A 24,431-nucleotide genomic window follows, 5' to 3' on the forward strand; every position below is an offset into this window, starting at 1 on the left:
TATGGACACGCGACGTAACGAACACGAAACGGATTCGATACTGCATTGAAACCGACCGTCACGACAATTGGATGACCTATTGAAAATGCGGTCGTCCGTTTCGGATCCCGCGCGAACCCTGGAGGTCCGGATGGACACGGCTGCAATCGCGGGCAACACGGCATGGCTCCTGACGGCGGTGGTGGCCGTGGCGCTCATGCTGCCCGGCCTGGCGATGTTCTATGGCGGCATGGTCAGTCGTCGCATCACCATGAACATGATGATGATGATCTTCGCGTCGTTCTGTCTCGTCGGGATCCTCTGGGTCGCGTTCGGCTACTCGATGGTCTTCGGCGACAGCCTCGGCGGCCTCGGGCTCGTCGGCGACCCCACCGAGTACCCGGGCCTCGGTCAGTTGCTCGTCGCCCCTGAGGGGAGCGCGCTGCCGCCGCTGGCGCTCGCCGCGCTCCACCTGATGTTCGCCGGTCTCACGATCGGGATCGTCGCCGGAGCGGCCGCCGGTCGGATGAAGTTCAGCGCGTGGATGGTCTTCGCCGGTGTCTGGTCGACGCTCGTCTACTTCCCGGTCGCGCACTGGGTCTTCGCCTTCGACTCCGCCGACGGCAGCGTGCAGGGCGGGTGGCTCGCCAACACGATCGGCTCGATCGACTACGCCGGCAGCACCGCGATCCACGTCAACTCCGGGGTCGCCGCCCTCGCCCTCGCCATCGTCCTCGGTAAGCGGAACGGCTTCCCGTCGCAGCCCAAGGCGCACAGCCTCCCGCTCACGCTCCTCGGCGCCGGCCTGCTCTTCGTCGGCTGGATCGGCTTCGACGGCAGCGCCCTCGGTGCCGCCGACAACAACGCCGCCGTCGCCGTGTTCAACACCGTCGCCGCGACCTGCGCGGGCGTCATCGTCTGGCTCGTCGTCGAGAAGCTGCGCGACGGTCACCCCACCACCCTCGGTGCCTGCTCGGGCGCGATCGCCGCACTCGTCGCCATCACGCCATCCTGCGGTGCGGTCACCCCGCTCGGCTCCCTCGCGATCGGTGCCGCCGCGGCGGTCGTCTGCTACTTCGCGGTGAGCCTCAAGGTCCGCCTCGGCTTCGACGACGCCCTCGACGTCACCGCGCTGCACTTCGTCGGCGGTGTCGTCGGCGGCCTCCTCATCGGTGTCCTCGCCGTGCCGCTCGCGCCGAGCGGTGGAGAGGGGCTCCTCGCGGGCGGTGGCTTCCTGCTCCTGGGCAAGCAGGCGCTCGCGATCGTCGCCGTCTTCGTCTACACCTTCTCCATCACCTGGGTGCTCGCGAAGGTGCTCGACAAGACGATGCGCATCCGTGTCCCGGCCGAGACGGAGGCGCAGGGCCTCGACGTCGTCCTCCACGCCGAGAACGCCTACGAGATCAGCACGCACGAAGCGCTCGCCCCGCGTGGGCACGCCGAACCGACGGTCCCGGCCGTCGTCGACTAGGACCGGCACCGAGGGGGAACGGCACTGACGGCGCCGCAGAACACCACCGGGGTAGGGGGTCCGCGATACCCCAGGGTGATGCTGCGGTGCCGTCCGCTTCGTAGCGTCGGAGCATGGACGTCATCAACGAGCTCATCCTCAACGCAGTGACCTCACCGTGGCTGTACGTGGTGATGTTCGCGACCGCCGTCATCGACGGGTTCTTCCCGCCGATCCCGAGCGAGACGGTGCTCGTCGCCGCGGCGGCCGTCGCGGTCTCGACCGGCGGATCGAACCTCCTGCTCCTCTGCGCCGTCGCGGCCGTGGGCGCGGCGATCGGCGACAACATCGCCTACCTCATCGGCCGCGGGGTCGGCACGACGCGCTTCGCGTGGATGCGGCGTCCCCGGATCGCGGCGGCTTTCGATCGGGCAGGGCGGACGCTCGGGCGTCGAGGCGCCCCGCTGATCCTCGGGGCGCGGTACATCCCGGTCGGCCGCGTCGTCGTCAACATGTCCGCCGGTGCCCTCCGATACCCGTGGCGACGGTTCCTGCCGCTCAGTGTCATCGGGGGAGTGACCTGGGCCGCCTACAGCGCGATCATCGGCGTCGTCGCCGGCAAGCTCTTCGAGGACCAGCCGTTCCTCAGCTCCGTGCTCGGTGTGGGCGTCGCGCTCGTCCTCGGTCTGGTCGTCGACCGGGTCGCAGCCGTCCGTCGTCGTCGCCGTGAGCGGTCCGATGCGGCCAGCGACGGGACGCCGGCCGGGTCAGACACCGAGGAACACCCGCCGGCCCTGGCGCTGATGGGACAATGACCCTCATGGATCGGACGGCGCGCGGCACCTCCCGCCGCACCGTCGGACGCTTCGTCCTCGCGGGCGTCGGCGTCGTCCTGCTGAGCGTCCTCGTTCCGATCCAGAGCCTCCTCTACGGCACCGTGCTCCCGGCGTCGTTCCTCCTCGGAGCCGCGGTCTGCGGCGCGCCGCTCCTGTCCGTCGTGCTCCCGCGCGTCGCGATCGTGCTGTTCTCCGCTGCTGCCTTCGTGCTCCCGCTGGTCGCCTCGCCCGACCACGACCCGGTCTGGCCGTGGCCGTGGTCGGTGCCCGCGCTCATCGCCTTCGCCGTGTTCGTCGGCGTCGTCACCTTCCTCCACGGCTGGCTGCTGGGACTCATCCCGCTGCTCGTCGGCATCGCGGGCTCGCTCGTCGCGGCACTCCTCGTCCCGTCCGCCGCCGACGCGACCGCCATGGCCGCGGACCTCATCGTCGCGTCCTCCGTCGCGGGGGTGGCGTACCTCGTGGCTCTGCTCATCTCCGGGCGGGTGCGGTTGGGAGAGGAGCTGACTCGTGAGCGCGAGACCTCTGCCGCTGAGCAGTCCCGGCGCGTGCTCGTCGAGGAGCGCACCCGGATCGCCCGCGAGCTCCACGACGTGGTCGCGCACAGCATGTCCGTGATCCAGGTGCAGGCCTCGACGGCGAAGTACCGCGTGCCCGGCCTCGCCGAGGATGCCGCAGCGGAGTTCGACGACATCGCCGCCACCGCTCGGGGCTCGCTCGTCGAGATGCGGCGTCTGCTCGGGGTGCTGCGCACCGAGGACCAGATCGCGGAACTCGCGCCGCAACAGGGCCTGGACGACCTTCCGGCACTCGCCGACGGCCTGCGCCGCGTGGGTGCCGACATCACCCTCTCGATGGACCGCGGCGACGAGGGCGCGCTGCCCGTCCCTCCGACCGTGCAGATCGCCGCGTTCCGCATCGTGCAGGAGGCGATGAGCAACGCCGTCCGACACGCGCCGGGCGCGCCCATCGTCGTCGATGTCCGAGTCGATACGACCGCGGTACAGCTGCGCGTCCACAACGGTCGTGCGCAGAGTACGGGGGAGCACGGCGCCGGACACGGCCTCCGCGGCATGCTCGAACGCGCCGCCCTCCTCGACGGCACCCTCGACGCCGGCCCCGACGGCGCAGGCGGTTGGCTCGTGACGGCCGTGCTGCCCACCGGGGAACCGACCTCGATGCCATCCCGCCCCCGATCCAGCTCGACGAAGGAACGCCAGTGACCATCGACGTCCTCATCGCCGACGACCAGGCCATGGTCCGAGCCGGGTTCGCCGCGCTCCTCGACGCCCACGACGGGATCCGGGTGACAGGGCAGGCCGCGAACGGTGCCGAAGCGGTCACGCTGTCGGCGCGACTCGACCCTGACGTCATCCTCATGGACGTCCGCATGCCCGAGCTCGACGGCATCGAGGCGGCGAAGCGCATCCTCGGCCCGGGCTACCCGGCGGCGAAGGTGCCTCGCATCATCATGCTCACCACCTTCGACATCGACGACTACGTCTACGACGCCTTGCAGGCCGGGGCGAGCGGCTTCCTCCTCAAGGACGCGCTGCCCGAGGACCTTGTGCACGCCGTCCGGGTGGTGGCGGCCGGCGACGCACTGCTGGCACCCAGCGTCACCCGGCGGATGATCGCCCAGTTCGCCGCGCAGAAGCCCCGTGCCTCGCATGGTGCCGCGCGGCTGGCGGAGCTCACCGAGCGCGAGCGCGAGGTGCTCGTCCTCATCGGCCAGGGGCGGTCGAACAGCGAGATCGCCGCGACCCTGTTCATCGCGGAGCAGACCGTGAAGACCCACGTCGGCAAAGTGCTCGCCAAGGTCGGCGCGCGCGACCGCGTGCAGGCCGTGATCTTCGCCTACGACACCGGACTCGTCGCCCCGTCCTGACCCGGACTCCGCGCGTCGACACCTCACCCCTGGGTACGGGGCGCGACGACACCGCCGGGTGATGTGCCCTCGGGTACCGCGTTCGTAACCTCCTCGGACACCACCGAGGAGGACCGACATGGCCATCACCCACGCAGTACGGATCGACGCCGGAACGGATCGCGCCAGACCGGTCCGCACCGGGCTCGATCGCACCCGGGGCGAACGCGACCGCGGCATCGACCTCGTGCGTGCCTGCTGCATCGTCGGGGTCGTCGTCCTGCACGCGATGATGGTCGGCGTGACGGTGACCGCCACCGGTCCCGTGTTCGAGAACGCGAGTGACGGCACCGCCTGGATCGCCCCGCTCAGTTGGGCTCTGCAGGTCATGCCGCTCTTCTTCGTCATCGGTGGATTCGCCGGCCTGCTCGCGTACCGACGCCACCGGTCGCACGGTGCACCGGCCTCGGCGTTCATCGCCGCGCGCCTCCATCGCCTGTTGCTCCCCGCGGTCGTCACCATCGGCTGTGTGGGAGTAGCCCTCGCGATGCTGACCCTGGCCGGTGTCCCCGCCGACCTCGTCGCCATGGCCGGCTTCCGGTTCGGCCAGCCACTCTGGTTCCTCGGCGTCTTCCTGCTCTGCCAGGCACTGCTGCCTGCGCTCGCCGCCGCCCACGAGCGCGCACCGCTCCAGTCGATCGCGTCGCTCGCCTCTGCGGCCGTGCTGGTCGACGTCCTGCGTGCGGCCACTGGTGTCGACGCGCTCGGGTTCCTCAACCTCGTCCTCGTCTGGACCGCGCTCCAGCAACTCGGGTTCTTCCTGGCCGACGGCTCGATCAGCGCGCTCAGCCGACGTGTCCGGTCGCTCGCCGGTGTCGGGGCGGCCGTCGTCCTCGTCGTCACCTGGTGGACCGGCGTCTACTCGAGTGACCTCATCGCGAACATCAACCCGCCCACCGCGGCGCTGCTCCTCGTCGGCGTCGCCCACACGGCACTGCTGTCGCTCGTCCGCGAGCGACTCGCTCGGCTGAGCGCGCATCGCCGGGTCGCGTTCGTCACCGACTTCGTCACCCGTCGCGCCATGACGATCTACCTCTGGCACATGCCGGTGCTCCTCGCCATGGCCGGTGCGTCCGCCGTGTTCGCGCTGACGGCCGGCGTCGCCCTCCCCGCGCCGGACAGCCTCGGGTGGTGGCTCGGGCGACCCCTCTGGCTGGGGGCGGCACTGACACTGACCGCGCTGGTCGCGATGGTGTTCGCCCGCGTCGAGGCGGTTCCGACGCCGATGGCTACGCACTCGCGCGGCCGGATCACGGTCGCCGTCCTCCTCGGGCTGGCTGCTGTGGTGCTCCTCCTCGTGGCCGGCACGTCAATGACCACGGCAACGCTCGCCGTGCTGGCGGTCCTCACCGCGCTGCGCGTATCGCGGTCGTCCTCGCGATCGGAGCGACCGACGATCCGTCTGCTCCGCTCCGATGTGACAGGTGCAGAGGTCGTCGGAGCGTCCGGCGCATAGGGTTGGGCCATGGAGTTCTGGACCGTGGCGCTCGTCGTCGGTGTCGCATTCGTGGTGCTGTCCGTGCTCGCGCTCGTGCTGAACCATCTTCGGCAGCAACGCGACGCCCGTCGCCGACAGGAACAGTACGGCGACGCGGCTGCGCGGCACGCCGGGGGACGTCGGTCGCAGCGCGGTCGCGTCGCCAAGCCGGGCTCGACGAACCACCAGCAGACGCCCGACAGCTGGTGACGGCGGCGTCGTCGCGGCCGGCGCTGTGGCATCGACGCCGCGCTCGCCTGACGATCAGGAGTGCGTCGTCTGCCGTCCCATCACGCCGTCGAAGAACGCCGCGAGCTCCGCGGTGGCCGTGAGCGGGAGCACATGGGCGACGTACTGGTCCGGCCGCACGACGACGACGGCACCCGCTCGGTCGACGCCGCGCTCGGCGAAGATGTCGACGTCGGGATGGCGGGCGTAGACCTTCTCGTAGTCGACGAGGTCGAAGGGGCCGACGCGCGGCAGGAACACCTGCGGAACGGTGCCGAGGTCGATGTCGGTGTGGCGCTGCTGGTAGACGATCTTCACGTCGAACCAGTCGTCGGCCCGCACGCCGTCGGGCACCGCGCGGAGCGGTGACTCCGGTGCGTCCTGCAGCCAGACGGCGAGCTCCGCCGATCGGCCAGACGCTGGCGAGGCGGCATCCGCGAAGACGTAGATCCGCCAGCGTCCGTCGGCCGTCGCGTGGTGTCCGAGATGGATGTGGTTCGCGTCCGCGACACGGGAGGAGAGGGCGGACTTGAACCGCTTGCCGATCGGGAAGCCGCTCGCGAGGTGCTGGTGGGTCGCTTCGCCGACGATCGCCGACGGGCCGTACTCCGTCATGAAGCCGGCCGGGAACTCCGCCGTCCGCACGTAGAAGTCGGCGAGCTCGGAGGGGTCGGCGAACTCCTCCGGCCGCTTGGCCATGAGGCTCGACCACTCGCGGTCGAATTCGATGAGCTCCCGGGCCACGACCTGACGCTCGGCCGAATACGTCGCCAGCAGGCTCTCGGGACTCCGACCCTCGAGCACGTGGCCGAGCTTCCACGCCAGGTTGAAGCCGTCCTGCATCGACACGTTCATCCCCTGCCCGGCCTTCGCGCTGTGGGTGTGGCAGGCGTCGCCGGTGATGAAGACACGCGGTGTGCGCGAGCCGAGTTCGTCGATCGGGACGTCGTCGAAGCGGTCCGTCAGGCGATGGCCGACCTCGTAGACGCTGTGCCAGGCGACGTGTTTCACGTCGAGCCGGTAGGGGCTCAGGATGGTGTTCGCGTGGTCGATGATCTGCTCGATCGAGGTCGACCGCACGGCTTCGCTTCCGCCGGACGGCACCTCGCCGAGATCGACGTACATGCGGAACAGGTGCCCGCCCTCGCGGGGGATGAGCAGGATGCTGCCGCCGGAACCCGACTGGATGGCGCACTTCGTCCGGATGTCGGGGAAATCGGTGACGGCGAGGGCGTCCATGACGCCCCACGCGTGGTTCGCCTGGTCACCGGCCAAGGTGCACCCGATCGCCTGGCGGACGGCACTCCGGGCGCCGTCGGCTCCGATGACGTACTTCGCGCGGACGGTCCTGGTCGCGCCGGAGGACTCGTCGCTCGTGTCCAGCAGCGTGACCGCGACGGGGTGCTCCGCATCGTCGATCTCGAGTCGCTGGAACGCCCACCCGTAGTCGGGGCGCATCCGGGTCGGGGCGTTCGCCATGTACTCGGCGAAGTAGTCGAGCACGCGGGCCTGGTTCACGATGAGGTGCGGGTACTCGCTGACGCCGGTGGTGTCATCGAGTGGTCGGGCGCCGCGGACGATCCGACCCGGGTCGTCGGCGTCGGGCTGCCAGAACGCCATCTCGGTGATGCGATAGGCCTCGGCGGTGATGCGCTCGGCGAAGCCGAAGGCGTCGAAGGTCTCGACGCTGCGCGCCTGGATGCCGTCCGCCTGGCCGATCGCGAGGCGTCCCGGTCGGCGCTCGACGATACGCGTGATGATGGAGGGGAATCGAGACAGTTGCGCGGCCGCGATCATGCCCGCCGGCCCGCTGCCCACGATGAGGACGTCGACCTCGTCCGGGAGCTCGTCGGGTCGATCGACCCCGACGCCCGCTGCAGGCAGGACCCGCGGATCACCGGAGACATAGCCGTGGTGGTGGAACTGCATCGATTCCTCACTTCATCGTCAAGAATTCGATAATGGAACAGGCTGTTCGCTTATCGCACGGCAGACACTACCCTGCACCGGCGCACGGTGGAAGACCGTTCGCCGGTGCAGGTGCAGCTCGAGTCGCGGAAGCTCAGTCCTTCGTCGCCCAGGTGCCGAGGTCCTTGACCTCGATGACCGTGGGCAGGGCGTCCTCGTCGCCGAGGAAGGCTTGGCAGGCGACGAGCGGGGCGTCGGGGGACACCCCGGCCGTCGCGTTGCCGTCCGGGGTGCAGTCGAACTGGCCCAGGACCTTGATGGGCTGGTAGCTGCCCGTGCCGCTGAGCTTCCACTCGTCCGTCGTCGGCACCGGGAGGGCGGATCGGTCGGCGTCCTTGATGTCGCCGTCCGTCAGCGTGACCGAATAGGTGACGAAGTACGGAGTCTTCCCCTCATCCGACGGGCTCGACTGGACACCCATGTCGGCGAGGTCGCTGAGCTTCCCCTCCCGGACGTCGTCGATGGCGAACGACATCTCGACGCCCGTCCCGACCTCGACCGCCACGCCCGTGCCGAGAGCCAGGGCGTCGTCGGGTGCCTGCTGCGGACTCGAGCAGCCCGTCAGGGCGATCCCGACGGTTGCGGAGACGAGTGCGGCGAGTGCGAGGGTGCGGTTCTTCCGGATCATGTCATCGACGGTATCGGGGATGGGTGCTCGAGGCCCACGGGGACAACTCCCCATCCGTCGGGAAGGCGGGCAAGGGGCCAGTCCAGTGACCCGGTCGGTCGAGGGTGGTGGGGAGCAGAGCCACTTCGTCACCTCGGGCCGCGTTGAGCTGCATCTGGGTGAGGAACAGGGCGTCCGAGAGGTCGGCCCCGTCGAATCGTGCGCCGCGGAGATCGGCACCGAGCAGGTCCACGCCTGCCAGGTCCGCTCCGCGGAGGTCTGCGCCGATCAGGACCGCACCGCGCAGGTCGGCTCCGCACAGTCGACGAGCGCGCAGGTCGCGGCCGGCGAGGTCCGCCGAGGAGCGGAGGTCGTCGTCCGGCGCGGTGTCGGCCAGGTACCCGCCCCGCGCCTCCTCGCTGACGTCGATCAGCAGGTGCCGGACCTCGGCGCGGAGGGAATCGACGTCGCAGGCGAGCACCTCGGAGGTGCCACCGTCGAGCGTCCGCTGGATCCCGGTACGGAGCCGGCTGATGTGCGCCATCAGGTCTGACGCGGTCGTCCGCTCGGCGGCTCCGACGAGGTACCAGCGCATCTCCTGCAGCTGGCGCACCACGGAGAACGTGGCGAACATCTCGGCGCTCGTGTCGGGGCGTTCCCGCCAGCTCGTGCCGCCGAAGAGCTCCTGCGAGACGAGTTGGCCCGCGCCGAAGCAGTCGAAGACGGTGCACCCGCGGAATCCTCTCGGACGCAGGGATTCGTGGATGGTGCAGGAGAAGTCGTCCGCCAGATTGTGGCAGGGCGTTCCCACTGGTTTGTCGATCGGGAAGTCGGTCGATCGTTGGAACCCGAAGGCGGTGCAGCAGAGCGCGAAGCAGTCAGCGCAGTTCGCGCGAAGCGCCGAGCGGCCGTCGGAGGGGGTGGAGGAAGCGTCGCTGGACGTCATGCGTGGGTGTTCTTTCCGGAGTGGTTTCGAGTGGAGGCCGGGGTGCAGGGGAACTCCGCAGGGAGCTCCCGTTCCGGGCGCACGAAATCACCGCCCCTCGTGGGAGGAGCGAACGGGTGTCGCTGAAAGGCCTCTGGGTCACAGAGCGGAAGAACGGTTCACTGCTCTCAGGCTACCCCGCCCGGTTGTGCACGTGCCAGGCTGCGACGCAGTCCTGCATCGGCAGGCCGACGGCGAGGTAGACGGTGCGATCGTGCGCGGACCGGGCGATCCGCTCACCCCGGAGCACCAGGCTGATCGGCGTGGTCGGTCGCTGCAGGATCGGCTCGACGAGTGCTGGGTCGTCGGCGTAGCGGGTCGCACCCGCCAGGGTCTCCTCGGGAAGCTCGCGTTTGCCGGGTTCGTCCATGCCGAGCACCGTGATGTGCTCGCAGGCCGCGAGCGCCGCGGCTTCGGCGACCGGCCGGCGTCCCCAGGTCGCGGTCATCGCCGAGGTCGCCGTCGTCAACGCCTGCTCGACCGTCGCCGCGACCGTCGAGCCCTCGCCCAGCTCGGCCCGCAGTGACTCGGCTCGGGCGGCATCCGGGTCGTGGATCCGGAATCCGACCGAGGGGCGTCGACGCTGCAGGGCTCGCGCGAAGGTCGCCCCTTGGACGCCGGCTCCGATGATCGCCACCGGTCCCGGTGTCGCGGCTGCGGTCAGGTGGTCGTGGACGTACGCGGCACTGAGCGCGGTTCGTTGTGCCGTGAGCCAGCCGCTGTCCATGATCGACAACAGGGCGCCGTCGGGCAGGCGGTGGAGCAGGATGGTCCCGTGCACGGCCTCGCGTGCGGTCGGGTTCTTCGCATGGACCTTCACCGTGTAGGCCGGGATGCCCTCGTGGCGACCGGGCACGAGGACCATGGCCGTGAGGTCGTCGTTGATCGGGACGCGGATGCGTTGCGGCGCACCCTCACCCGTGTACGAGCGGAGTGCTGCACCGAGTTCCTCGGTGAGCTGCTCGACGTCCACGGCGGCACGGACCTGTTCCCGGTCCAGGACCTGCGGTGATGTCATACGTCCACTCCAGCACAGCCACGGGAGCCGGTCCAATCCCGCGCATTCGCGGTGATGGTGGTACAGGCCCGGAGCGGCCGTGTCGGCGGTATCTTCTAGCGTGTCTCCGTGAAGATCCTCCTGCTGTCCCGCCAACCGGGCGCCATGGCGCCGTTCCTCGCCGAGTCGACCGATGCGGCGGGTCGTCGGCTGCGACTCGGGTACGTCGACGACGCGCAGGTGGCGTTCGCCGAGGCTCCCTTCGTCCGCGCCGAGCGCGAGTCGGTGGAGGCCCTCGGCCACGAGGTCGTCCGGGTCACCGTCCGCGAGACCGCGCCTGCCGACCTCGACCGCACGCTGGCGGACCTGGACGCGGTCTACGTCGCGAGTGGAAGCACCTTCGCCCTGCTCGAGGCGTTGCGGGGCTCCGGGAACGACACGGTTATCACGAGGCACGTGCGGGCGGGCCTGCCGTACATCGGTTCCAGCGCCGGATCGATCATCGCCGGACCGGACGCCACCCCAGCCTCGCTCCTGGACGACCCTGCCGACGGCCCGACACTCACCGGCTTCGCCGGGCTCGCGCTGGTCGACCGAACGGTGATCCCGCACGCCGACGGCCAGTTGCCGCCGTACCCGCCGGAGCTCATCAGCCGGACGCTGGAGCAGTATGCCGACGACTATCCGCTGGTCCCGCTCCACGACGATCAGGCCTTGCTGATCGACGGCGCGACGGCGACGGTGATCCCGTCGAGTCCGTGAGGGTATCGCGCGGCGTCGGATCGGGATGCTCGATCGGGTTGTCTTGAGAACTCAAGCATTCTAAAATGACGTGGTGGAGTACACCTGGGACATTCGACTCTGGCCCGATGTCGAGAAGCAGATCCTTGCTTGAGCCGAGCTCGATCCTGATCTCTGCGACCAGATCACCGCCCGTATCGACATGCTGTCCGAATATGGCCCGTCGCTGGGACGTCCCATCGTGGATCGGATCACAGGCAGCACGATCCACAAGATGGAGGAGCTTCAAGCGCGGCGACTGGAGAGGCTGGTATCCGCCGGCGATCAAGACCGCAGAACAGCGATTTCGTGAATGGCAGAAGGGTGATGACGATGAGTGAGAAGCCAGTGAGTTGGGGGAGCGCGCGCGCGAAGTTGGGCCGAGATCCGGAGCGCGTCGCAGCCGCTCGCCACGCCGCCGAGGCAGAAGTGCTCGCTTATCAACTGGTCACGCTGCGGAAGGAAGCTGATCTGACGCAGACGGAGCTCAGTAAGACGATGGGCGTATCGCAGCGTCGCGTGTCGGCCATCGAACACGGGCAGCTTGAGTCGTTCGAACTCGACACCATCAGGAAGTACGTCGCCGCGTTGGGCGGTCAGGTCCGGGTTGTCGCCGACTTCGGGGATCGCAGCGTCACCCTTGCGAGTTGACCTTCTCGCAGGCCTGTGATCGCATCGAGCAGATGAGTAAGCGTCCATTGGTGCTCTCGGGCGGTCCTGCGGTCGGGAAGTCGACCTGCGGCAGGCGCCTGGCCGACGAGCGTGAACGAGCGGCGTTCATCGATGCCGACGACGTTCGACAGCTGATCGTCGCCGGTGACGCGACGCTCTGGAGCGGTCCTGAGGGGCGAGCACAGCACCTGCTCGCGGTCCGGAACGCCGCGGCGCTCGCTCGCAATCTCGGTGACGCCGGCTTCGACGTGGTCATCGCGGATGTCGTGCCGGCCGACGCGCTCGCGGCCTACCGTTCCGAACTCCCCGACTGCCTCGTGGTCCAGCTCGCACTCCCGGTGGAGGAGGCGCGAGCACGTGCCGCGACGCGCCCCGCGTATCTAACTGACGCCGAGTTCGATCTGCTGCACGACCTGCTCGCGTCGCCGCCGGAGGTCGACGTCGTCCTGGACGTCTCCGGCTTCACGATCGACCGACAGCTCAAGGCGATCCGCGGCGTGTGGTCGGTGTCCCGCTGATCCCGCCGGGGGTTCAGTCCCGGATGAGCTGGTTCAGTGCGGCCCAGCCGAGCGTGGGCGGTGATGCGGGAGCCGCATCGGGCGTCTCGAGCATCCCCGTCGCCCACTGCTGCGCGAGGCTGTAGGCGGCTTCCGCGATCGACGAACCCGCGCTGATACGACTCGCTCCGGCTCTCGCGAGCTCGCTGATCGACAGTGTGCCCGGGCCGAAGGCGACGTTGAGCGGCAGGGTCGTCGCATCGGCAAGCCGCTCGATCGTGTCGGCTCGGAGGGCGCCGAGCACGAAGATCCCGCTCACGCCGGCCCGTGCATACGCGGCGGCTCGCGTGACCGTCTCGTCGAACCAGCGGTCGCTTCCGATGTCGCCGAGTCGATGCGTGTCGATGCGGGCGTTGATGAACAGCGGGACCCCCGCGTCGTCAGCGGCGGACCGCGCTGCCGCGATCCGTCGTTCCTGTTCCTCGATCGGGCGCAGCGAGTCCTCGAGGTTCACCCCGGAGACGCCCGCGTCGATGCAGGAGGCGATCGTGCTGGCGACCTCGTCCGGTGTCTCCCCGTAGCCGCCCTCGATGTCCGCGGTGACCGGGACGGACACCGACGATGCGATCCGTCGCACGGTATCGAGTGCGTCGTCGCGGGTCAGCTCGTTCCCGTCGCGGTGCCCGAGTGACCAGGCGACCCCGGCACTCGTCGTCGCGATGGCGCGGGCGCCGGAGGCCAGGACGGCGCGGGCGGAGGCGACGTCCCAGGCGTTCGGCAGGATCAGCGGGTCTCCGGGGACGTGCATCGCCTGCAGGGCCAGCGCGCGTTCGAGCGGTGTGGTCATCAGGCAAGTCCAGCACATCTCGCCTGGCCGTTCGACCGCGTGGGTGGCTGAGACCCAAGGGGTCAGCGGACGGAAGGCGTGAGGGCTGAGCTCAAGCGGGACATCGGGATCGCGCCGGGGAACGGCTCGCGCTTCGGCTCCCAGCCCGGTTCGGCGAGACGACGCTCGGTGACGTTCGTCGTCTGCCCGTCCCAGATCCTTGTGAGGACATTGCCGGTGCGCCGGCTCAACATCGTGATGATCAGGTTGAGCGGCGAGATCGGGACGGGCATCTCGACGTCGAGCAGGATGCAGAGCCGACCCGAGTACAAAAACTTCGGATCGTGGTTCACGAACCACCCGCCCCCGGCGATCCGCAGGTAGGTCTCGCCGATGTATCGCGTGGCACCGTCGTTGAAATCGGTGTCCTGCTCCTGCGCGAAGGCGTGGCGGTCCGGCCAACGGTGGAGGATGAGTTGCTCGAGGGAGACGAGCGAGTCCCGCGAGTAATCGGTGACGACCTCGCGCGGTGTGAGGAAGTCCTCGAATCGTGCGAGGCGCGGGTGCATGATCTCCAGCCACTCGATCAGCAGCTTGTCCTGCTCCGGTGCGTGTGGTTGCTCGCCGGTCTCGGTGCGTCCGTCGTCGTTCATCCCTCGAACGTACGCGGTGGGCGACGGCTGGGGAATGGGGACATCTCCCCTCGGTGTGGTTGGCTGGGCCACACCTGATTGAATGCGTCACCCTAGGAGGTAGCCGTGCGTGTCTTCGGAGTCTTTGCCCTCGTGCTCGCCGCCGTCGGCCTCGTGGTCGCCTCGCTGGTCGTGATCGGCAACCCGGATCTGGCCGCTCCCGGTCCGCAACTCCTGCCGTACCAGGCGTACGACTCGTGGCGCTTCGTCCTCGGCCTCCTGCTGTGGGGTGCGGGTGTCTGGCTTGCGGTCGGCATCCTCGCGGTGTCGCGTCAGCCGGGGCTCGCCTGGCTCGTCCTGCTGGCGTTCGTCCCGCTGCTCGTGGTCGACCTGATCGGAGGCGGCCTGATGCCGAGCTTCGTCCTGGCGCTCCTCGCGGTCGTCGTCCTCGGGCTCGTCGTCCCGGTGATCGTCGGGGTCGTCGGCGTCGCGATCGGCGGGGCTGTCCGGCGTCGGAAGCTGCGGACAGCACCGACGGCCTGAACCGCTCGGCCGGCGCCTCCGCTACCGCGCACCCTCGAAGGTCTGGGTGCCGAGGACGGCGAGGAGCTTGAGCTTGCCTGCGGCCTCGGTGTGCGGCGCGGCCGTGAGGACGAGCAGCGCCTGCGACTGGTCCTCGGTGAACAGGGCCTGACAGTCCAGCTCGATGGGGCCGATCTCTGGGTGGATGAGCACCTTGTGGTCCTCGAAGCGCCGCCCGACCTCGTGCGTCGCCCACAGCCGCCGGAACTCCTCGCTGTGCCCGGTGAGTGCCTCGACGATCTCGCCCGCCGGTGACTGCGCCCCCAGCGAGCCGTAGGCCGCACGCAGCGACGCGACCTGCGCTCGGCTCTGCCGGTCCCGGTCCTCGGCGGGGTATCGCTCGCGCTCCTCGTGGTGCAGGAACCAGCGGTAGATCGCGCTGCGTTCCAGACCCCGGTAGCGGCTCGCATCACCGAACAGCGCCCGGGCAGGATCGTTCTGCACGAGTGTCTCGCCGAGCGCCGACAGGATGAGCGCTGGTGCGTTGGTGAGTCGGTCGAGGACGCGCAGGAGTGCCGGCGCGACGTAGTCGGTCGCTGCGAGACGGGTCGGTGCGTTGTGTCCGGCGATCCGGTACAGGTAGTCGCGTTCCTCGGCACTCAGCCGGAGGGCGCGGGCGAGTGAACCCAGCATCTGCGTGCTCGGCTGTGGCCCCCGCTGCTGCTCGAGCCGCGCGTAGTAGTCGGTCGACATCGCTGCGAGCTGCGCGACCTCCTCGCGTCGGAGGCCCGCCGTCCGTCGCCGAGGTCCGCTGCTCAGGCCGACGTCCGCGGGCTGCAACGTCGACCGGTGTCGGAGGAGGAAGTCGGCGAGCGCTTGGCGGTCCATCCCGCCAGTATCCGCCTCCGCGGCCAGGCGATCCAGGGATCGCGGATCCATGGATGGCCGGACCCTGGTGCGGCCGACGTCACCGACGGAGACTCGATGCATGCAGATCACCGGAAACACCGTCTTCATCCCCGGCGCGACGAGCGGCATCGGCCTCGCTCTCGCACGACGCCTCCACGCAGCCGGCAACACCGTCATCATCGGCGGGCGACGCACCGAACTCCTCGAGTCGATCGCAGCCGACGAGCCCGGCCTCCACACCGTGCGGATCGACACGGCCGACCCCGCGAGCATCGAAGCCGCGGCGAGGCAGGTCATCGCGGAGCACCCGGAGCTGAATGTGCTCATCACGATGGCCGGCGTCATGCGCGGGGAGGACTGGACCGGTTCCGACTTCGTCGCGACCGCTGAGGAGATCATCACGACGAACGTCCTCGGGCCCATCCGGCTCATCGGTGCGTTCATCGAGCAGCTCCGCAGTCGACCGGACGCGACGATCATGACCGTCTCGTCAGGGCTCGCCTTCACCCCGTTGCGGGTGACGCCGACCTACAACGCGAGCAAGGCGGCCATCCACATGCTGAGCGAGTCCATCCGCCTTCAGCTGGCGGACACGGGCGTCAGCGTCGTCGAGCTCGTCCCGCCGGCCGTCCGCACCTCGCTCATGCCCGGCCAGGAGGAGAGTGACTTCGCGATGCCCCTCGACGCGTTCGCCGACGAGGTCATGGGCCTCATCGAGTCGCAGCCCGACGCCACCGAGATCCAGGTCGAGAACGTCAAGTTCCTCCGCTACGCCGAGGTGCGCGGCGAGTACGACCAGACGGTCGCGATGCTCAACCGCCTCGACCCGCACTAGGCGGACTCAGCCGCCCGGATCTGCACGATCTCCGCCTGAATCCGTGCAGATCCGGGCGACTCGGCGCGCCCGGAGCCCGCCAGATGGCGGTGTGATGTGCGGAATTCGGGCACATTCGGCGGGTGAGGTGGATCGCCGCGAGCAGCAGACTGGGGACACCGTCATCCGCTGTGGACAGAGGAGTTCATCATGACCGCGACCGTCAACCACCCACCCTTCGATCCCGAGCTCGCCGCGGTCCTCGCTGCCGTCGGTGATCTGATGCCCTCGACCCTCACCGCCGACATGATCCCGATGCTGCGCCAGGCGTCGCCGGTCTCACTCCCCGTAGACGAGATGCTCGCCGACGCCGGGGTCGTGCGCCGCGATGTGACCATCGCCGGGTACGAGGGTGCCGAGATCTCCGTGTCCGTGCTCGCGCGAGCGGGCAAGACCGGCACCGGGCCAGGCGTGTTCCACACCCACGGTGGCGGGATGGTCATGGGCGACCGTTTCGTGGGACTCGGCCAGTTCCTGCCGTGGATCGTCGAACTCGACGCCACCGTCGTGACCGTCGAGTACCGACTCGCGCCCGAGTTCCCCGATCCGTATCCCGTCGAGGACTGCTACGCCGCACTCGTCTGGACGGCGGAGCATGCGCAGGAACTCGGCATCGATCCAGCTCGGTTCATCATCGCCGGAGCAAGTGCCGGTGGAGGGCTCGCCGCTGGTGTCGCGCTTCTGGCCCGCGACCGGAGCGGCCCGGAGCTCGCCGGCCAGGTCCTCATCTACCCGATGCTCGACGACCGCGACGCCACCGTCTCGACCGCCCAGATCGACGGAGTCGGCGTCTGGGACCGGGGCAGCAACATCACCGGCTGGACCGCACTGCTCGGCGACCGTGTCGGTGGCGAGGACGTCTCCATCTATGCCGCCCCGGCACGCGCAACCGATCTGACCGGCCTGCCACCCGCCTTCATCGACTGCGGCAGTGCAGAGGTCTTCCGTGACGAGGACGTCACCTATGCGACGTCGCTCTGGCAGGCCGGTGTCCAAGCCGAGCTCCACGTGTGGCCGGGTGGGTTCCACGGGTTCGACATGCTCGCGCCGCACGCCGAACTCGCTCGGGCCATGACCGCGGCTCGGAACGCCTGGGTCGCTCGCCTGCTCGCGCCCTGAGGTCATCGCCTGTGACGGCCCGGTTCCCTATGCTGGGTCGTCACAGGCACATCGGAGTGACGCCATGCAGGAACTCGTCGGCCGCCTCACCGCTTTGGATCCCGAGGCGAGTGAAGGCCTGAAGGTCATCGCCTATTTCGACGCGCTCGTCGCGGGCGGGGTGAACACCGAAGCGCTTGCCCGCGGCGCAGCCGTTCTGACCGGGGTACCCGCAGGAGTGCGTAGCCCGGAGGCCGCCGTCCGCGTCGATCCTGCCGGCCACCGCCTGCCCGTCGGCCCCTCGGACTGGCCGACGCGCACGGTCGCCGGTGACGGGTCCGTCTGGTTGGAACGCGTCGGAGCCGCCCACGCCAACGACGCGATCGTGCTCGAGCGGTTCGCGCTCGCCGTGGCCCTGCTGCGGTCGCGGCGTCACCCGCAGGCGGACTCGTCGGTGCAGATCCTGCTCGATGCCGACCGTTCCGAATCGGAACGATCGCAGGCCGCCGAACGACTGTCCCTCTCCGGCTCCGCCCTGCGGGCGGTCGCGACGGCGCCGTCGGTGCACCCACCGGGTGGTCCGTCGGCCCTCGTGGTCGGCGCTGGTGGGATGCTGCGGGCGACGATCGTCAGTGGGCAGGACGGGGCGGCAGGTCTGTCGGATGTCGACGGCGTCGCCGGGATCGGACGCGCGGGCGTCGCGACCCAGCTGGTGCGATCATGGGCGGAGGCGCAGCAGGCGATCACCCTGACGGACGCCGCCCACCGGGTCGTCGACATCGCCGACCTCGGCGTTCTCGCCGACGCCGTCCGGGAGTTGGCCGCCACCGCCGCTCGGTCTCCGGACGTCTCGGCGCTCGCCGCACTCGACAACCGTGCCGCACGGGTACTCGACGCGCTGGTGCGAGGCGACAGCGTGCGGTCCGCTGCGCAGGAACTCGGCATCCACCACTCGACGTTGCAGGGCAAGCACGAGCACTTCGCCCGGATCCTGGGATACGACCCTCGCGAGCCAGTCGGACGGGCGCGCTACGAACTCGCCTCGCTGTTGCTCAGATCCATGGGGCGTTGAGTCGCCCGGTTCTGCACGGAATCCGGCGACATCCGTGCAGAATCGGGCGACTCAGTAAGCCGCTGCCTCCAGATCCAGGACGACGTCGTCGAGGCCGGCACCGCTCACCGTCACGGTGATGGCGCCGGCCCGGCTCGGCCGGACGATCGCCAGCGCCCGTCCGTCGAACGTGGTGCGCGTGGTCGCGTCGAAGCGCTCGGTCGTCTTCGGGGCACCGGTTCCGAAGCCCGCGAGCCGACCCGCGCCCGTGACGCTGACCGAGATCTCGCGGTCGGCGCCGGTCACCAGGACGCCGGCCGCGTCACGCAGCTCGATCGCGATGAAGGCGAGATCGGTGTCGTCGGCGCGGAGTGTCGTCCGGTCTGCGGTCGCCACGAGTCTGGTCGGGCCGGTGGCGGAGACGAGCGCAGTGCGGCCGACCTCCGCGCCCGAGCGGAACGCGACTGCCTCGAGCATGCCCGGCCGGTAGACGGTCTCGAGCTCGGCGAGCTTCGGCCGGCGTCCACCCACCGGGCCCCGCGCCACCTCGACACCGTCGAGCAGCAGGGCCACCTCGTCGGCGTCGGCGGCGACCTCGACCGTCACCGGCGCGCCCTCGAAACCGGGCCACGTCCACGAGTCGACCGAGTCGCTCCACGCCCATGGGGACTGCATCGTGATCGTCTGCCCGTGCCGTTCCGGTCGGAGCACCGCGATGGCCGGCTCGGACCGCAGACCGAAGACGATCTCCCGGTAGTACGACACCGGCCGCCGCCAGCCGGTGATGTCGAAGTCGCCGCACCACGCGGTGAGGTAGGGGAACTCGCGCTCGAGTGCGCCGTTCGCCTCGGGGTCCTCGGCGTAGGAGGTCGCACCGATGCCGACCTCGCCGAGGTAGTCCCAGCCGGTCCAGGTGAAGTCGCCGATCACGTTCGGGTTCGCCTCGACGAGTGGCCAGAGGTCGCCGATCTGGGTCGGGAAGGTCTCCGAGCCGACGATCACGCGGTGCGGGAACCGCTCGGCATCGCTCGCGTAGCGGCCGTCCGCGTAGTTGAGGCCGAGGATGTCGAGGGCTGCACTGGACTCCTCGGTGCGCGTCGTGACGGCGTCGGAGGAACCGATGAGGCTCATCATGTTCGCGCCCGCTTCGCCCATCAGCTCGTTCAACCCCTGGTCCGACGCCATGATGCCGTCCAGATCGTCGAGCACGGCCAGGGTCGCGTTCACGCCGTTCGTCACGAGTCGTGTCGGATCCAACGAGCGCACGTGCTCGGCGAGTTCCCGCGCCTGGATCGCGCCGTGCGGGGTGCCGACCTCGACGATCTCGTTGCCGATCGAGTACATGATCACGCTCGGATGGTTCATGTCCTTCGTCACCATCGACTCCAGATCGGCCCGCCACCACTGCGCGAAGTCGAGGGAGTAGTCGTTGTCCGTCTTGCCCCGACCCCACATGTCGAAGGCCTCGTCCATGACGAGCATGCCGATTCGGTCGCAGGCGTCGAGCATGGCGGGCGACGCCGGATTGTGGGCCGCGCGGATCGCGTTGAATCCGGCGTCCTTGAGGAGCTGGACACGCCGTTCCTCGGCGCGCGCGATCGATGCTGCACCGAGCGGACCGTTGTCGCTGTGGATACAGGCGCCGCGGAGGAGCACCGGCTCGCCGTTGATGCGGAGACCTTTCCGCGGGTCGACCGTGACCGTGCGGATGCCGTGGACCGTGTGGACGACGGCCGCCTCGTCGGCGGGCCGGTCGTCGACCTCGAGCGACGTCCGCGCCGAGTACAGCGCCGGTGAGTCGACGCTCCACAGGGCCGGGTCCGGCACGTACAGCCGCTGGCGGATGAGCGCGCTACCGCCTGGCGCGACGGTGACCGGCGTGCGCTCGCCGTCGACCACGCTCCCGTCGGGGCCGGCGAGTTCCGTCGCGAGGACGCGCGCACTCCTGGTGAGACCCCGGTTGACGACGGTCGTCGCCACCTCGAGCACCGCCTGGTCGTCCTCGATCCGGACCGTCGTGATGCGGACGCCGTCGGGCTCGACGTGCGTGGGTTCGTCGACATGGAGGAGGACCGGGCGGTGGAGGCCAGCGCCCGCGTACCAGCGGGAGTCCTGTCCTGCGCGGGTCTCGATGCGCAGCGTGTTCGTCTCGCCGAAGCGGAGAAATGGGGTGAGCTCGACGAAGAAGCGCGCGAAGCCGTCGGCACGATTGCCGGCGAACTCGTCGTTGAGATACACCATCGCGTGTCGGAACGCGCCCTGGACCTCGAGCCGGACGATGCGACCGGACCACTCGGCGGGGACCTCGAAGGTCTTGACCTGGCTGAAGGCGCCGGCGGGGAAGTAGGCGGCCCCTCCCTTGGCGGGTACGTCCGGCGAGCGCTCGGCGTCGCGCAGGGCGTCGTGCGGGAGGGTCACGGCTCGCGAGTCGTCCGCACCGCCCTGGACGGCGGCGAACGGGCCTCGGGGTGCGCGGACGATCCAGTCGGCGGTGAACGGGATGGTGGTCATGACGTGCTCCAGTGCAGATCGGGGTGACGAAAGTCTTTCGGCGTCGCGCGCCGTGATTTCGACGGTAAGTGAGGCCGAGTGACATCGTCAACGCGTCGACTCGAAACAGTTTCGCTAGGCTGGGCGCGACCGACGGCTGCCCGCTGCGGGACGAGGGAGGGGACTCCATGGCACGAACGCCGATGACGGGTCCGACGCTGGCATCGATCGCGGAGCGCGCCGGAGTCTCGATCGCGACCGTCTCGAAGGTGATCAACGGTCGGTCGGGCATGTCCGAGGCGACCCGTGCCCGGGTCGAGGTGGCCGTGCGCGAGCTCGGGTACCGCCCGACACCCCGGTCGATCCCCGGTGCTCCACGAAGCATCCACGTCGTGTTCGACACCCTGCACAGCGTCTACTCCCTCCGTGTCCTCGACGGCATGGTCGCCGCGGCACAGCGGTCGGACATCGACCTCGTGACGCGGGTGCTGTCGCCCGGTTCCGGATTCGGTTCCACGGATGCGACCGGAGACGAGGTGGCGCTCGACCGCGGCTTCATCGACGGCGTCGCGGCGCGAGGTGCGATCGGCATGATCGTCGTCACGACCCCCATCGCCGCCGACGTCGTCGACGCGTGCCTCGACGCGGGCATCGCGCTCGTCGCGGTCGACTCGCCTGATCCGCTCGACCGCTCGGTCGCGAGTATCGGCTCGAGCCACGCCGCCGGCGGGCAGCAGGCGGTCGAGCACCTGCTCGATCTCGGCCACCGGCGGATCGCCTTCGTCGGAGGGAACCCGGCGAATCCAGGCCTGCGGGCGCGCGCCGTCGGGTACCGCGAAGCACTTCACGGGGCCGGCATCCCGCTCGATCCCGGCCTCGTCTCCGAGGAGGGGATGGGTACCGCCGGGGACGCCGTCGCGCGCATGCTGGCACGCTCGGATCCGCCGACCGCCGTGTTCGCGTCCAACGACGCCGACGCCTTCGCGGTCGTGCGCACCGTCTTGCGGGCCGGACTTCGGGTGCCGGAGGACGTGAGTGTGGTCGGTTACGACGACACCTACTCGGCCATGCTGACCGTCCCGCTCCTCACCACGGTCCACACGTCCATGCACGACATCGGACGTGCAGCGGTCGACACCCTGCTCCGCCTGCATGCCGGGGAGAAGCCGTTCTCCCACCACCTCGAGCTCGCGACCACGCTCATCGAGCGCGAGTCGACGGGGCCGCGCCCGACAGCCGGCGCCTGATCAGGGGAACCTCCGCAGGTCGGCCAGGGTGAACCGGCCCGCGGGGAGCGCTGCACGGATCCGGGACTCGTCGAAGCGGCGTGAGGGACGGAGGTCCGCAGGGAGTTCCGGCGCCGGTGGAGCCGCCTCGCTCACTCCCTCGGCCAGCATCTGCGCCTGCGCCTTCGCCACGAGCGGCGTCTTCATGAGGCGTTCCGTCGCGCGTGCGAGCAAGCGGATCGTCCAGACGGGGACCGGGACGTACAGCGGGCGGCGTCCGGCCACGTGCGCGATCCGGCGCACGGCCGCACCCAGCTCGAGTTCCTCGGCGCCCATGACCGCGACGGTCGGCCCCGGCACCCGGCCCTCGAGCGCTGCGACGAGGACGTCGACGGCGTCCGCGACCGGCACCGGACGCACGCGGCGCTCGCGGTAGCCGACGGTCGCGAACACCGGGAAGGTGCGGACGGCCTTGGTGACGTGATCGACCATGTGGTCGCCTGCGCCGTAGATCATGCCGAACTTGAGGACGGTGTGCGCGATGCCCGAGCCCCGCACGATCTCCTCGGCCGCCCACTTCGTCTCGTGGTACCCGGAGCCGCAGTCGGGGCGCGCGCGGAGGAAGCTCACCAGCACGATGCGACCGACGCCGGCGCGACGGGCCGCGTCCACGACCGCCCGGGTGCCGTCGACGTGCACGCGCTGGAAGGTCTGATCGCCGAGCTCGCGGTTGATCCCGGCGCAGTGCGCGACCGCGTCGCAGTCGGCGAACGCGGCGGTCAACGCCTCGACGTCGTCGATCTCCACGCCGGTGCGTCGGGAGACGACGACGATCTCGTGTCCGTCGTGCCGCAGCCGCTCGGCGAGGTGCCGTCCGACGAACCCGGTCCCACCGGTGATGGCCACTCGCATGCTGTCTCCTTCGCTTGTTAGCAATGTAGCGAAACTGTATATCGCAATTGTGCTAGATTGCAAACATGGCAGATACAGCGTCGGACATCTTCGCCGCGCTCGCTCACCCGACGCGACGGCAGATCCTGCAGGACCTCAAAGACGGTGAGCTCGCCGCGGGGGAGATCGCCGCACGCTTCGACGCCACCGGTCCGACCATCTCCAGGCACCTGAGCGTCCTGCGCCAGGCCGGCCTCGTCTCGGAGCGCCGCGACGCGAACCGCATCCTCTATTCACTCGTCGGTGAGCGCCTCGCTCTCTCGGTGGGCGACTTCTTGTCCACCGTGTGCCCGGAGCAGATGGTCCTGCGTGAGGTCCGCAAACGGCGCACCGCGTAGCCTGGTCTCGATCCGGCCCTGAGTCGCCCGAAGGTGTTCGATTCCGCCGCGATCTCGAGCGGTTTCGGGCGACTCAGCGCAGCCCGCGCGTGACGCTGTGGACGATCGTCTGCGTGGCGGCCTGTCCGGCACGGGTCGGGAGCAGCGCCCAGACGTGGAACTGTCCGGTGCCCTCGTGGTAGTCGACCGTGACGCCGGCCGCTTCGGCTCGTTCGACGAGCACCTCGGCATCGGGGTTGAGGACGTCGCGGGTCCCGCTCAAGACCGTGAGCGGCCCGAGCCCGGCGAGGTCGCCGAAGAGCGGACTCACGGTCGGATCGGTGATGTCCAGATCGCCGCGCCAGTGCTCCGCGAACACGCGTCCGCCGGGCGTCGCCAGCCAGGGGTCACTCGGCTGCACGAGGGGGATCCGCGGGTTGCTCCAGGTGAGGTCGAGCGCCGGTGACAACAGGACGGTCGTCGGCAGGACGACGCCCTCGTCCCGGAGCCGGAGCGCAGCCGACAGTGCGATCTGACCGCCGGCCGAATCGCCCGCGAGGACGGTCGGCCCGTGCCGCTCGATGCTGCGCCGGACCAGCTCGACGACGCCGGTCTGTGCCTCGGCCGCGGTGCCGTAGGGCACGAGCGGGTAGATCGGGAGTGTGACCACGGCGCCGGTCTCCGCGGCGATGGTGGCGGCCAGCGTCCAGTGCTGCGGTGCGATCTCGCCGACCCAGCCGCCGCCGTGCGCGTACACGACCCCGCCGATCGTCGGTCGCCGCGTGGGGGACACGGTGTACACCGGCCAGTCTCCGACACGTTCGACGTCGACCCGGACATCGCTTCGGAGGGTGCCGGGTGGACCGTATGACGCCGGCCTGAGGGTGCGCTCCCGGATCCGGCGGCGCGCTCCGGCCTCGCTGACGAAGGCCCGGTTCGCCCGGATGAGTCGGAGGGCGGGGCCGACGACGACGCCTGGGATGGTGAGCACGGTGCCTCCGCGGTTGACGGGTTCTCTGGGGATCGCCACGCTAACAGCGCAGGCTGGGCAGGAGTCCCCATCGCCGCTCTGCTCGGTGGCTGCGGGGTCGGATCGCCCTTGGCGGGGCCGGTGCGGATTTCGCGTGGGACA

The 24,431-nt window shown here is 69.9% G+C and carries 25 protein-coding genes; 15 read left to right on the forward strand and 10 right to left on the reverse strand.

Annotation, left to right across the window (positions count from 1 at the left end):
• Positions 1-130 precede the first annotated feature (130 nt).
• From A4X17_RS11590 to A4X17_RS11615, 6 genes are all read left to right on the forward strand, one after another.
• Positions 131-1,450, forward strand: a complete 1,320-nt coding sequence (locus tag A4X17_RS11590; RefSeq protein WP_064295826.1) for an ammonium transporter — start codon at positions 131-133, stop codon at positions 1,448-1,450.
• A gap of 113 nt (positions 1,451-1,563) precedes the next feature.
• Entirely contained in the window at positions 1,564-2,244 is a 681-nt protein-coding gene (locus A4X17_RS11595; RefSeq protein WP_064295827.1) for a DedA family protein, read from the forward strand.
• A 5-nt stretch (positions 2,245-2,249) separates the two neighbouring features.
• The gene (locus A4X17_RS11600) at positions 2,250-3,488 is read left to right on the forward strand and encodes a sensor histidine kinase (protein ID WP_231884369.1); all 1,239 of its coding nucleotides are present in this window, start codon (positions 2,250-2,252) and stop codon (positions 3,486-3,488) included.
• The gene (locus A4X17_RS11605; RefSeq protein ID WP_064295829.1) at positions 3,485-4,153 is read left to right on the forward strand and encodes a response regulator transcription factor; all 669 of its coding nucleotides are present in this window, start codon (positions 3,485-3,487) and stop codon (positions 4,151-4,153) included. The genes A4X17_RS11600 and A4X17_RS11605 overlap by 4 nt, the downstream gene beginning before the upstream one ends.
• A 118-nt stretch (positions 4,154-4,271) precedes the next feature.
• Positions 4,272-5,648, forward strand: a complete 1,377-nt coding sequence (locus A4X17_RS11610; RefSeq protein ID WP_082916120.1) for an acyltransferase — start codon at positions 4,272-4,274, stop codon at positions 5,646-5,648.
• A gap of 9 nt (positions 5,649-5,657) precedes the next feature.
• Positions 5,658-5,879 (forward strand): hypothetical protein, encoded by a 222-nt coding sequence (locus A4X17_RS11615; RefSeq protein ID WP_064295830.1) that lies wholly within the window; start codon positions 5,658-5,660, stop codon positions 5,877-5,879.
• A 54-nt stretch (positions 5,880-5,933) separates the two neighbouring features.
• Here the strand turns inward: A4X17_RS11615 and A4X17_RS11620 are convergent, their stop codons facing one another.
• The 4 genes from A4X17_RS11620 to A4X17_RS11635 form a co-directional block, all read right to left on the reverse strand.
• Positions 5,934-7,826 carry an FAD-binding monooxygenase gene (locus A4X17_RS11620; protein ID WP_064295831.1) on the reverse strand — a complete coding sequence of 631 codons (1,893 nt, stop codon included), beginning with the start codon at positions 7,824-7,826 and terminating at the stop codon, positions 5,934-5,936.
• 133 nt (positions 7,827-7,959) lie between these two features.
• Positions 7,960-8,493 carry a hypothetical protein gene (locus A4X17_RS11625; protein WP_064295832.1) on the reverse strand — a complete coding sequence of 178 codons (534 nt, stop codon included), beginning with the start codon at positions 8,491-8,493 and terminating at the stop codon, positions 7,960-7,962.
• Between the two features lies 1 nt (position 8,494).
• The gene (locus A4X17_RS11630) at positions 8,495-9,418 is read right to left on the reverse strand and encodes a pentapeptide repeat-containing protein (protein WP_064295833.1); all 924 of its coding nucleotides are present in this window, start codon (positions 9,416-9,418) and stop codon (positions 8,495-8,497) included.
• 172 nt (positions 9,419-9,590) lie between these two features.
• A complete protein-coding gene (locus A4X17_RS11635) occupies positions 9,591-10,475 on the reverse strand; it encodes a hypothetical protein (protein ID WP_064295834.1) in 885 nt (294 codons plus the stop codon).
• A gap of 108 nt (positions 10,476-10,583) precedes the next feature.
• Between A4X17_RS11635 and A4X17_RS11640 the strand changes: the two genes are divergently transcribed.
• The 3 genes from A4X17_RS11640 to A4X17_RS11650 all read left to right on the forward strand — a co-directional run bounded on the left by A4X17_RS11640 (position 10,584) and on the right by A4X17_RS11650 (position 12,424).
• Positions 10,584-11,216 carry a Type 1 glutamine amidotransferase-like domain-containing protein gene (locus A4X17_RS11640; RefSeq protein WP_157583468.1) on the forward strand — a complete coding sequence of 211 codons (633 nt, stop codon included), beginning with the start codon at positions 10,584-10,586 and terminating at the stop codon, positions 11,214-11,216.
• A 351-nt stretch (positions 11,217-11,567) separates the two neighbouring features.
• Positions 11,568-11,885 carry an XRE family transcriptional regulator gene (locus A4X17_RS11645; protein ID WP_064295991.1) on the forward strand — a complete coding sequence of 106 codons (318 nt, stop codon included), beginning with the start codon at positions 11,568-11,570 and terminating at the stop codon, positions 11,883-11,885.
• Between the two features lie 32 nt (positions 11,886-11,917).
• A complete protein-coding gene (locus A4X17_RS11650) occupies positions 11,918-12,424 on the forward strand; it encodes a hypothetical protein (protein WP_157583470.1) in 507 nt (168 codons plus the stop codon).
• A gap of 13 nt (positions 12,425-12,437) precedes the next feature.
• On the opposite strand, the gene A4X17_RS11655 is transcribed toward A4X17_RS11650, so the two are convergent.
• On the reverse strand, positions 12,438-13,250 hold the full coding sequence (locus tag A4X17_RS11655; protein WP_064295836.1) for an isocitrate lyase/phosphoenolpyruvate mutase family protein: 813 nt from the start codon (positions 13,248-13,250) through the stop codon (positions 12,438-12,440).
• A 62-nt stretch (positions 13,251-13,312) separates the two neighbouring features.
• Entirely contained in the window at positions 13,313-13,882 is a 570-nt protein-coding gene (locus A4X17_RS11660) for a hypothetical protein (protein ID WP_064295837.1), read from the reverse strand.
• Between the two features lie 105 nt (positions 13,883-13,987).
• Between A4X17_RS11660 and A4X17_RS11665 the strand changes: the two genes are divergently transcribed.
• Complete coding sequence (locus A4X17_RS11665; protein ID WP_064295838.1) at positions 13,988-14,404, forward strand: hypothetical protein; 417 nt, start codon at positions 13,988-13,990, stop codon at positions 14,402-14,404.
• Positions 14,405-14,425: 21 nt separating this feature from the next.
• Here A4X17_RS11665 and A4X17_RS11670 read toward each other — a convergent pair whose 3' ends face one another.
• Complete coding sequence (locus A4X17_RS11670) at positions 14,426-15,271, reverse strand: helix-turn-helix transcriptional regulator (protein WP_064295839.1); 846 nt, start codon at positions 15,269-15,271, stop codon at positions 14,426-14,428.
• A gap of 100 nt (positions 15,272-15,371) precedes the next feature.
• Here A4X17_RS11670 and A4X17_RS11675 point away from each other — a divergent pair, with 100 nt between their 5' ends.
• The 3 genes from A4X17_RS11675 to A4X17_RS11685 all read left to right on the forward strand — a co-directional run bounded on the left by A4X17_RS11675 (position 15,372) and on the right by A4X17_RS11685 (position 18,336).
• The gene (locus A4X17_RS11675; RefSeq protein ID WP_064295840.1) at positions 15,372-16,127 is read left to right on the forward strand and encodes an SDR family oxidoreductase; all 756 of its coding nucleotides are present in this window, start codon (positions 15,372-15,374) and stop codon (positions 16,125-16,127) included.
• A 189-nt stretch (positions 16,128-16,316) separates the two neighbouring features.
• On the forward strand, positions 16,317-17,285 hold the full coding sequence (locus A4X17_RS11680) for an alpha/beta hydrolase (RefSeq protein ID WP_064295841.1): 969 nt from the start codon (positions 16,317-16,319) through the stop codon (positions 17,283-17,285).
• Positions 17,286-17,349: 64 nt separating this feature from the next.
• Entirely contained in the window at positions 17,350-18,336 is a 987-nt protein-coding gene (locus A4X17_RS11685; RefSeq protein WP_064295842.1) for a helix-turn-helix domain-containing protein, read from the forward strand.
• A gap of 51 nt (positions 18,337-18,387) precedes the next feature.
• Here A4X17_RS11685 and A4X17_RS11690 read toward each other — a convergent pair whose 3' ends face one another.
• Positions 18,388-20,826: a glycoside hydrolase family 2 TIM barrel-domain containing protein gene (locus tag A4X17_RS11690; RefSeq protein WP_064295843.1), complete on the reverse strand. Its 2,439-nt coding sequence runs from the start codon at positions 20,824-20,826 to the stop codon at positions 18,388-18,390.
• 167 nt (positions 20,827-20,993) lie between these two features.
• Between A4X17_RS11690 and A4X17_RS11695 the strand changes: the two genes are divergently transcribed.
• Positions 20,994-22,052, forward strand: coding sequence for a LacI family DNA-binding transcriptional regulator (locus tag A4X17_RS11695; protein ID WP_197479069.1), 1,059 nt, complete (start codon positions 20,994-20,996; stop codon positions 22,050-22,052).
• On the opposite strand, the gene A4X17_RS11700 is transcribed toward A4X17_RS11695, so the two are convergent.
• The gene (locus A4X17_RS11700) at positions 22,053-22,943 is read right to left on the reverse strand and encodes an NAD-dependent epimerase/dehydratase family protein (RefSeq protein WP_064295845.1); all 891 of its coding nucleotides are present in this window, start codon (positions 22,941-22,943) and stop codon (positions 22,053-22,055) included.
• 65 nt (positions 22,944-23,008) lie between these two features.
• Here A4X17_RS11700 and A4X17_RS11705 point away from each other — a divergent pair, with 65 nt between their 5' ends.
• The gene (locus tag A4X17_RS11705) at positions 23,009-23,320 is read left to right on the forward strand and encodes a metalloregulator ArsR/SmtB family transcription factor (protein WP_064295846.1); all 312 of its coding nucleotides are present in this window, start codon (positions 23,009-23,011) and stop codon (positions 23,318-23,320) included.
• A gap of 73 nt (positions 23,321-23,393) precedes the next feature.
• On the opposite strand, the gene A4X17_RS11710 is transcribed toward A4X17_RS11705, so the two are convergent.
• The gene (locus tag A4X17_RS11710; protein WP_231884370.1) at positions 23,394-24,329 is read right to left on the reverse strand and encodes an alpha/beta hydrolase fold domain-containing protein; all 936 of its coding nucleotides are present in this window, start codon (positions 24,327-24,329) and stop codon (positions 23,394-23,396) included.
• Between the last annotated feature and the right edge of the window lie 102 nt (positions 24,330-24,431).

The sequence above is a fragment of the Plantibacter sp. H53 genome (genome assembly GCF_001650455.1).
Lineage (GTDB): Bacteria > Actinomycetota > Actinomycetes > Actinomycetales > Microbacteriaceae > Plantibacter > Plantibacter flavus_A.

Bases quoted from the DNA above. Each gene is read 5' to 3' on its own strand.
- A4X17_RS11590 (WP_064295826.1), top strand. From the start codon at position 131: ATGGACACGGCTGCAATCGCGGGCAACACGGCATGGCTCCTGACGGCG.
- A4X17_RS11595 (WP_064295827.1), top strand. From the start codon at position 1,564: ATGGACGTCATCAACGAGCTCATCCTCAACGCAGTGACCTCACCGTGG.
- A4X17_RS11600 (WP_231884369.1), top strand. From the start codon at position 2,250: ATGGATCGGACGGCGCGCGGCACCTCCCGCCGCACCGTCGGACGCTTC.
- A4X17_RS11610 (WP_082916120.1), top strand. From the start codon at position 4,272: ATGGCCATCACCCACGCAGTACGGATCGACGCCGGAACGGATCGCGCC.
- A4X17_RS11615 (WP_064295830.1), top strand. From the start codon at position 5,658: ATGGAGTTCTGGACCGTGGCGCTCGTCGTCGGTGTCGCATTCGTGGTG.
- A4X17_RS11620 (WP_064295831.1), bottom strand. From the start codon at position 7,826: ATGCAGTTCCACCACCACGGCTATGTCTCCGGTGATCCGCGGGTCCTG.
- A4X17_RS11625 (WP_064295832.1), bottom strand. From the start codon at position 8,493: ATGATCCGGAAGAACCGCACCCTCGCACTCGCCGCACTCGTCTCCGCA.
- A4X17_RS11630 (WP_064295833.1), bottom strand. From the start codon at position 9,418: ATGACGTCCAGCGACGCTTCCTCCACCCCCTCCGACGGCCGCTCGGCG.
- A4X17_RS11635 (WP_064295834.1), bottom strand. From the start codon at position 10,475: ATGACATCACCGCAGGTCCTGGACCGGGAACAGGTCCGTGCCGCCGTG.
- A4X17_RS11645 (WP_064295991.1), top strand. From the start codon at position 11,568: ATGAGTGAGAAGCCAGTGAGTTGGGGGAGCGCGCGCGCGAAGTTGGGC.
- A4X17_RS11650 (WP_157583470.1), top strand. From the start codon at position 11,918: ATGAGTAAGCGTCCATTGGTGCTCTCGGGCGGTCCTGCGGTCGGGAAG.
- A4X17_RS11655 (WP_064295836.1), bottom strand. From the start codon at position 13,250: ATGACCACACCGCTCGAACGCGCGCTGGCCCTGCAGGCGATGCACGTC.
- A4X17_RS11660 (WP_064295837.1), bottom strand. From the start codon at position 13,882: ATGAACGACGACGGACGCACCGAGACCGGCGAGCAACCACACGCACCG.
- A4X17_RS11670 (WP_064295839.1), bottom strand. From the start codon at position 15,271: ATGGACCGCCAAGCGCTCGCCGACTTCCTCCTCCGACACCGGTCGACG.
- A4X17_RS11675 (WP_064295840.1), top strand. From the start codon at position 15,372: ATGCAGATCACCGGAAACACCGTCTTCATCCCCGGCGCGACGAGCGGC.
- A4X17_RS11680 (WP_064295841.1), top strand. From the start codon at position 16,317: ATGACCGCGACCGTCAACCACCCACCCTTCGATCCCGAGCTCGCCGCG.
- A4X17_RS11685 (WP_064295842.1), top strand. From the start codon at position 17,350: ATGCAGGAACTCGTCGGCCGCCTCACCGCTTTGGATCCCGAGGCGAGT.
- A4X17_RS11690 (WP_064295843.1), bottom strand. From the start codon at position 20,826: ATGACCACCATCCCGTTCACCGCCGACTGGATCGTCCGCGCACCCCGA.
- A4X17_RS11695 (WP_197479069.1), top strand. From the start codon at position 20,994: ATGGCACGAACGCCGATGACGGGTCCGACGCTGGCATCGATCGCGGAG.
- A4X17_RS11700 (WP_064295845.1), bottom strand. From the start codon at position 22,943: ATGCGAGTGGCCATCACCGGTGGGACCGGGTTCGTCGGACGGCACCTC.
- A4X17_RS11705 (WP_064295846.1), top strand. From the start codon at position 23,009: ATGGCAGATACAGCGTCGGACATCTTCGCCGCGCTCGCTCACCCGACG.